A 901-nucleotide genomic window follows, 5' to 3' on the forward strand; every position below is an offset into this window, starting at 1 on the left:
GAAATCAAGTTGTAAAATAAATCCTAATTTGTAGAGGTGTATGCTATTATGAAAAAAATAAAGTTTATAATTTTAGAAATCTTATTTTTAGTTGTGATGTTATTATGTGCAACAACAACAATGAAAATTTTAGATATACTATTTAAATTAAGTTATGAAAATACTTGGCTTGTAGGATTTAAAGTAGGATTTGTTGCTTGGTTAATTTTATCATTTGTCTTGTTCATTGCTAAAATAAAAAAGAAAAGTTCAAAGTAATACAAATTACAATATATATGGGAGATATAAAAGTTATGAATAAAGAAAAATTAAAGTTGAAAATATTTTTGATTCTAAGTTTTGTATTTGCAATTTTGACTTTAATTAGTGGATACTTGGTAATCACTCATAAATTAGATAACGCTGGTTATTCAGTTATACCAATGCTATTTACACTAACATTTAGTTTATTATATAGAAATAGCAAAAAAGATAAAGAGTAATACAAATTGGAATTTGTCAAAAATTTTCAAACAGCCTCATTGCATAGGAATGACAAACAGACTATCTTTAGAGTAGGAGGTGGAAAAAATGGCAAACGAAGATAAAAAAGATTTTAATGCTATGTTGCATGATAATAAGGATATGCCAAAATTTCAAATCATCACAGACCAGAAAAGTATTGAAAAATATGGTGGTAGCAAAATGTATCTTGCACCGCCAATTGACTATGACAAAGTAATGAAGAAAGTTCCGTATGGTAAAGTAATTACCGTCGGAGAAATACGAAAATACTTTGCAAAATTAAGTGGCGCTGATTTTACAGAACCGATTACAGCGGGAATTTTTGTTTCCATTGTTGCATGGGCGAGTTACCAGCGTTCTGAAGATGAAACACCTTATTGGAGAACATTGAAAGCAA

3 protein-coding genes are annotated in these 901 nt (G+C 28.3%); all 3 read left to right on the top strand.

Annotation, left to right across the window (positions count from 1 at the left end):
* Positions 1-48 precede the first annotated feature (48 nt).
* Complete coding sequence (locus tag HMPREF0367_RS01820) at positions 49-258, top strand: hypothetical protein (RefSeq protein WP_035400590.1); 210 nt, start codon at positions 49-51, stop codon at positions 256-258.
* Positions 259-293: 35 nt separating this feature from the next.
* A complete protein-coding gene (locus tag HMPREF0367_RS01825) occupies positions 294-482 on the top strand; it encodes a hypothetical protein (protein ID WP_035400591.1) in 189 nt (62 codons plus the stop codon).
* Positions 483-570: 88 nt separating this feature from the next.
* Positions 571-901: hypothetical protein (locus HMPREF0367_RS10175; protein WP_035400592.1), on the top strand; the 331-nt coding region annotated here is incomplete at its 3' end.

This window comes from Faecalitalea cylindroides ATCC 27803 (assembly GCF_000469305.1).
Classification (GTDB): Bacteria; Bacillota_I; Bacilli_A; order Erysipelotrichales; family Erysipelotrichaceae; genus Faecalitalea; species Faecalitalea cylindroides.

Bases quoted from the DNA above. Each gene is read 5' to 3' on its own strand.
- HMPREF0367_RS01820 (WP_035400590.1), top strand. From the start codon at position 49: ATGAAAAAAATAAAGTTTATAATTTTAGAAATCTTATTTTTAGTTGTG.
- HMPREF0367_RS01825 (WP_035400591.1), top strand. From the start codon at position 294: ATGAATAAAGAAAAATTAAAGTTGAAAATATTTTTGATTCTAAGTTTT.